Below are 6,124 nucleotides of genomic sequence, written 5' to 3'. Positions count from 1 at the left end.
TGCTACTCCAAATCAGTTGAGATGTTGAAGTGTTCACTTCGGTTGCTGCTGCATTATTTGAAGTATCGAACAATTCCTCTCTCAGCTTAAATCATTACCTATTCAGCAACGCCTAATTTTGTTCAGCATCATCGCCTCACATCGAAACTGGCCTTCACTTTCTTTGTTTGTGCTGATCCAGATTTTTGGGCTGCCATGTTCGCCTATGCCGATTTAGCCCGCCTACCTGAGGCAGACTTCACCATTGGGGAGCAGCGCTATGGGGTTTATGGGCATGATTGGCGAGTGGTGTCACCAACGGCTTGGCAGGAGTTATTAGCCCAGCGAGAAATTGCGGCCTCCGCGCAGGTTGCTACTTCTGCACCTCTGGGTGAACCTCTCCTGGTTCTAAGCCAACCTGCTTTTGCGATCGCGGTGCGGGATTTATTGCGGCACTTCACCCATCCAGATCGGCTCTATCACAATCCTCTGCTGCAATCTCGGCTGGTGATGGAGCGATCGCCTACCAACGCAAATAAAGCTAAGCGAGTAGCGGCTTTGCAGCACTTAGTTCAGGAAGCAGCCGCATCGTTACAAGCCTCTCATCGGGAAGCAAAACTCTACCGAGCGCTCTATCATACCTACCTTCAGCCCACTCCAACCCAAGAGCAAGTTGCTGAGTTACTCGATGTCCCCTTCAGTACCTTTCGTCGCCACCTCAAAAACGGTATGGCTCGGTTGACCGAAATCCTGTGGCACCAAGAGATTAGCTAAGCACAGCTCAGCAAAAGTGAACAAAAAATGAGCAGTTTTTGGTCTGGCAATTGCCGGCTTCGTCGAACACAGTATGACTGTAAGTTCTGCATGCCTGGCTTGCACTCAAGCGATTTCAGGCATCCCCTATAGACCGACCCAACCCATTAATCAACCGTGCTTTGGATCTCATCTTGATGCAATGTAATCTATTTTACTTGATTTTCAAGAGATGCCACGAGTGAAACTACGTATCTAACGTATCTAACTTTGATGACACTCGTAAATTTGATTGCATGAGAGCGCTTAGAAAACCTCGAAGAGAAAAGTAATGAAAAAAATTTATACCAGCAATATTGCTGCCTGCGTTAGGGTTATTTTTGGCCGCTAGCCCTAGTTATGCAATCACCTTAATTGAAACTGGAGATGCAGGCCAAACCCTCAACACAGCTCAAGCTATTCCCTCTGGGCCAACTTTACTAGAGTTTCTTGGTGGAGCCTTAGCAGACAACGATGCTGATCTGTTTCGAATTTTTTTAACTGGGGGGCAGACCTTTTCGGCTACCACTATCAGTCTAGAAACCTTGGTAGATTTGCCAGTCAATCAGCTTCTCGGAGCGCCTACAGCTCTGTTGGAAGATCCGCAGTTATTTCTTTTTGACGCAGAAGGTAAAGGTATTTACGGTAACGATGATAGCTTTGGCTCCGTACAACCGACGCTGCTCTCTAGCGGGTTTTCTCCTAGCCAATCGGGTCTTTACTGTTTAGCGATCGCGAGTGCTGGCTATAACCCCGTCAGTAACAATGGCGACATTTTTGCGACTGGTGCCAATGATGTCCTAGAACCCACAGGCCCAGGGGGTGAATTGCCCCTGAGCGGTTTTGCGGGGACAAGTGCAACCCGTGGCACTTATGCGATCGCCTTGACAGGAGCCAGCACCGCTGCTCAATCCACTCCACCCGCCAGCGTGCCAGAACCGACTGCTGCTCTGGGCCTGATGGCGCTGGGTGCTGGGGCTACTTGGAGCCGATGGAAATCTAAAAAACAGCACCGCGCTTCAGTTCCTCTGACATAGATACTTCCATCTGGATTTCGCTACTAATCTCGCCCAGATGCCACCCTACCTCGGCTGGATGCAGTCACTCTTTGATTTTTTAGGAGACTTCTATAATGCCTAAACCCCCTACGCTCCATGAGCCTAACCCCTCATTGAATGAACCCACGACTGCCCCTAAAACTTCTGCCCGCCGTTGGCGCTTTGGCCTTGTGGCTCAGTTAAGCCTGCTAGTTTTAGGGATTGCTTTGACTGCTGGCTTAGCACCTCAATACTTGAAAGCGTCCGACCACGATGATGGTGAGGTGGATACTAAAGGCCGCAATCTGAATTTGACCGATCTATTTGTCTTTCGAGAACAAGATCAGAATCCCAACGCTTCAGCCGGGGATCTGATCTTGATCATGAATACAAACCCGCGATCGCTGGCTCGTCAGCAATACTACTTCAGCACCAAAGCTCGATATGAGTTTAAGGTCTCGCGAGTGGGCAACAATGATGCGACTCCCACAGGCGTACCGGATGTCACTCTACGATTTGAGTTTGACAAACCCAATGCTAAAGGCCAACAGGGCATGAAGCTGACGGCAATTCGCGATGGGGCGACCTTAGTTGCAAATCAGCAGTTACAAACGACGGCGCTCAATACTGCTCCTGAAGTCAAGCAGGTGGCGCTCGGTGGTTCTCAGGTTTCGGTTTTTGCGGGGTTACGAGAAGATCCTTTCTTCTTTGACGTAGAGCAGTATTTCCGAGTTCGGGGCGGTGCGCTTGGCATTGGCCCCAAAGTAGGTTTCCGCGACCCTAGCACCGCAGTTGATTTTGCCAAAGGCTACAACGTCAACGCGATCGCAGTGCGAGTCCCCATCCGATTTCTGCAAGGCGCTACCGCTACAAAAACTTTTGACGTTTGGGAAACCATTTCTGTAGTGGGACCAAACAACAAATTTACGCAGGTGGAGCGTTTAGCCAGACCCGCAATCAACGAAGGTTTGGTTGTAACCAATGACTTCCTAAATGCCTTAAACAGTGTGGGGCCTGATTTTGAAGCGGCGGCTTTAGCAGGCAGACAACCTGCGGCTAATATTGCTGGTCCCATTGTGGGAGAAGCCAAACAGACCCTCCTGGCCTTTGGGAACCCAGAAGCACGAGCCAATGCCTTACTGGGTGCATTTCTGCCTGATGTCATGCGGATTGATACCACAGGCCCAAGTGGCTACGCCAATGCTCTCAACGCTAAGGGCAGTCCAATTCGGGGTCGCTTAATCAAAGATGACGTGATCGACATCACCTTAAGCGTGGTGGCTGGGCAGCCATTGAGTGACAACGTCTCCTATGAAGGTCAACCTGGTAATCCCGCTCAAGGTCATAAGGCGCTTGAGCCTGCATTCCCTTATTTAGCACTGCCTAACTAAACAAACCGCGATCGCATCTTGATTCTCCTTGTCCAGGAAACCTTCAAAGCGTTTCTCTGCTTTGGCGGTAACACCTATCCGTAAGTGGGTACAAGAGGATTGAGATGCGTCGCAAGCATAAATGAGACGAGATGAGATGGGGCGCATTAAGGAGTAAGAGCTGTGAAACTGATAAACTACGACGGTTCAGCAGCTTGGCAAAACAGGCTCAGAGCAGTTCTATCGTCACCGCGTTTGGTGGCTCTGTCTGTCGTGGGCCTGCTTATTTTGATTCCAGGTGGCCTGCACTTGTGGCAACAGCAGTCTAGGGCACAGCTCGATCCCTTGTATCGTTACCAGTTCTCCCGTCCTGATCCGGGCAAGGTGACGCAAGGGCTAGAACGAGAGATGGCTTTCTATCAAACTCGGATTCTCTCAGACCCAAAAGGAGGGTTGAATCGGGCAGCCTTAGCTAGAACTTACTTAAAAATGGTGCGTGCCACCGGGGAAAGCAGTTGGTACTTACTAGCAGAGCAAACGGCGCAACAGTCACTAGCTAACTTATCCTTCTCTAACTCTGAAGCAGTTTTGGTGCTGGCGCGAGTGGCAACGGCAAGACATGATTTTGCTGAAGCTTTGCGGCTGTTAAAGCAAGCCCCAGGTAGCCCAGACGCACTCTCTGTTGCGACCACGGCCCACTTAGCGCTAGGTGATATTGCAGCGGCTGATGTAGCGGCAGAGCAACTCGTGAAGCAAACTCCTTCTCTAGGAGCTCTAACGCAACGGGCTTTAGTGAAGGTGGCTCAAGGCCAAGATGGAGCAGCGATTCAAGACCTACAACAGGCGATCGCCGTAGAAGAACCCGAGGAAACCAGGAGTTCTGTCTGGGCACGTACCCTCTTAGGGCGGTTGTACTTCAAGCGAGGCCAACTTCCACAAGCACAAGCACTTTACAGAGAAACGTTGCGGATTTTGCCCCAGTATCCCCCAGCTCTACTGAATCTAGCTGAACTAGAGGTACGGCAGGGAAATTATCGGGCAGCAGAGCGTTATTATTCTCAGTTTGCTTTAACTTCTCAAAAATCCCCAACCGTTCATGACCATGTGGTGATGCGTGGCATGGCCCGCGTCAAGGAACTGTTAGGCTAAGCGCCTGTTTGAGGGATTACCCGTCCAGACACAATTAGCCAAAGTCCTGCCTGCCCTAGGAGCTTTAGGAATTGCCTTATTAGGAGCAGTAATTACAGTCCGAGCTGTGATGCAAATTGGGTTAGTGACAACTTGAAAAACACACTTTAAAACCACGTTTAGTAAAATACGAGGTCAAATATCATGCTGAAATCTTTACGCTTGACTGCCTTGCTCTCTGCGACCCTAACTGCTTTCTTGCCAAAGGTGGCTTTCAGTCAATTGCCTGTGGGTGAGGCAGCTTATCCTACTGTGGCAAATCCCAACACAGATGTACCACTTTGTTATTTCCAAGGAGAAAATGGACAAACATTTGACCTAGGGAAACTTTGTAATCAAAACGCTCCAAGAGTGGAGGTAGCTTCGACCAGTTTCGGAGCCCAGAATTGCTATTTTGTTGATGCTACAGGTCGTCCCTGCGCCCCACCCACAGGCCAACCGCAGAGTCAGCCGATGATTAACCAAGTAGTCCCATCCAGCCCACTTCGCCCTTAAGAAGCTTTTGAAAGGTTAACCATTGGCCTTGCCGGTGATTCCTGCACTCTATAGCAAGTTCAGTAAGTGGTTAATACCCAAACAAAAAAACACTACTGCTGAGACAAGTTTTCCGGTAAACGGGAAACCGCAAACGACCGTAGGCTCTGAGCTACAGCGCATCTAAACATCAAAGGGACGCGCGATCGCTGGAATACAAATGCTCGACTTGAATCGTTGCTGAGCGCCATCTCTCAAAAAATGAGAAAGGCGACCGCCCCCTCTTGTAGCTCTGACACCTCCAGATACCTTTGGGCCAAAATGAGCTGAAAAGCCTTAGCTGAATTGAGTTTTGAAGAACTCATTGAGAGGAACTCACAATCTTAACTAGTTGCAAGAAAAGCAACAGAGCAACGATGAAGTAATCTTTTCAGCTTGACTGCATCCTTACTTCTCTAAAGGCAGGCAAATTGTAAACGTACTACCTCTGCCTAATTCGCTACATATTTTCAAGCTCCCTTGATGAGCCTCAACGATCGCCTTGGCAATAGCCAGCCCTAACCCAGCCCCTCCAGTATGACGAGAGCGATCGCCACTGACCCGATAGAAGCGCTCAAAAATGCGTAATTGATGTTCTGAGGCAATGCCAATTCCGGTGTCTTGAATATGAATCAGAGCGTCGGTATCCGCTTGCTCTAAAGTCACTGTCACGATCCCACCATTAGGAGTGTATTGCAGAGCATTGACAATCAAATTAGAGATCAATCGGCTGAGCTGATTTTCATCTCCTGTGACATATAACGGTTCGTCAGCTCGGATCTGAGCCATTAACTGAATCGGAGCAGCAATCTCAAGCACCGATAAACTCTCTACCAAGTCACTGATTAAGTCATTGAGACAGCAATACTGATGCCTGTCTACCGACTTCTTTTGATCCATGCGAGAGAGCAGCAAGAGATCTTGCACTAGGGCAGCCAGTCGGTGGTTTTGGCGAGCGATCGCGCCTAAAGTGTCCTGCACATCCTCAGGCGAGAGAGAATCAGTATTTTCAACTGCTTCTACCGTGGCTCGGATAGCCGCGATCGGGGTGCGTAATTCATGGGCTGCATCAGCGGTGAACTGTTGCATTTGGGCGTAGGAGTGGAAAACAGGTTGCATGGCTAATCCTGCGAGCCACCAACTGGCACCGCCCACCATCAGCATCGAAAGCGGCAATCCGACCGCGAGCAGTAATCTTAGGGTGGCGAGATGGTCATCAAATTCTTGGAGCGATCGCCCAATCTG

6 protein-coding genes are annotated in these 6,124 nt (G+C 49.7%); 5 read left to right on the top strand and 1 reads right to left on the bottom strand.

The genetic code is table 11. From position 1 onward, the window contains the following. Positions 1 to 195: 195 nt before the first annotated feature. The 5 genes from NDA01_RS30980 (at position 196) to NDA01_RS30960 (ending at position 4,861) form a co-directional block, all read left to right on the top strand. The gene (locus NDA01_RS30980; RefSeq protein ID WP_348231075.1) at positions 196 to 753 is read left to right on the top strand and encodes a hypothetical protein; all 558 of its coding nucleotides are present in this window, start codon (positions 196 to 198) and stop codon (positions 751 to 753) included. Positions 754 to 1,088: 335 nt separating this feature from the next. Continuing rightward, positions 1,089 to 1,808 (top strand): PEP-CTERM sorting domain-containing protein, encoded by a 720-nt coding sequence (locus NDA01_RS30975; RefSeq protein ID WP_348231074.1) that lies wholly within the window; start codon positions 1,089 to 1,091, stop codon positions 1,806 to 1,808. Between the two features lie 95 nt (positions 1,809 to 1,903). After that, positions 1,904 to 3,199 (top strand): DUF4331 domain-containing protein, encoded by a 1,296-nt coding sequence (locus NDA01_RS30970; RefSeq protein ID WP_348231073.1) that lies wholly within the window; start codon positions 1,904 to 1,906, stop codon positions 3,197 to 3,199. A 162-nt stretch (positions 3,200 to 3,361) separates the two neighbouring features. Continuing rightward, entirely contained in the window at positions 3,362 to 4,327 is a 966-nt protein-coding gene (locus tag NDA01_RS30965) for a tetratricopeptide repeat protein (protein WP_348231072.1), read from the top strand. A gap of 183 nt (positions 4,328 to 4,510) precedes the next feature. Then, on the top strand, positions 4,511 to 4,861 hold the full coding sequence (locus NDA01_RS30960) for a hypothetical protein (protein WP_348231071.1): 351 nt from the start codon (positions 4,511 to 4,513) through the stop codon (positions 4,859 to 4,861). Positions 4,862 to 5,287: 426 nt separating this feature from the next. Here the strand turns inward: NDA01_RS30960 and rppB are convergent. Then, a partial coding sequence (gene rppB, locus NDA01_RS30955; protein ID WP_348231070.1) for a two-component system sensor histidine kinase RppB occupies positions 5,288 to 6,124 on the bottom strand: 837 nt, incomplete at its 5' end.

It is taken from the genome of Trichocoleus desertorum AS-A10 (assembly GCF_039962155.1).
In the GTDB taxonomy this organism is placed as follows: Bacteria; Cyanobacteriota; Cyanobacteriia; order FACHB-46; family FACHB-46; genus Trichocoleus.
The sequence above is the reverse complement of the archived record's forward strand: the minus strand, read 5'-3'. Positions and strand labels throughout refer to the sequence as shown.

Bases quoted from the DNA above. Each gene is read 5' to 3' on its own strand.
- NDA01_RS30970 (WP_348231073.1), top strand. From the start codon at position 1,904: ATGCCTAAACCCCCTACGCTCCATGAGCCTAACCCCTCATTGAATGAA.
- NDA01_RS30960 (WP_348231071.1), top strand. From the start codon at position 4,511: ATGCTGAAATCTTTACGCTTGACTGCCTTGCTCTCTGCGACCCTAACT.
- NDA01_RS30980 (WP_348231075.1), top strand. From the start codon at position 196: ATGTTCGCCTATGCCGATTTAGCCCGCCTACCTGAGGCAGACTTCACC.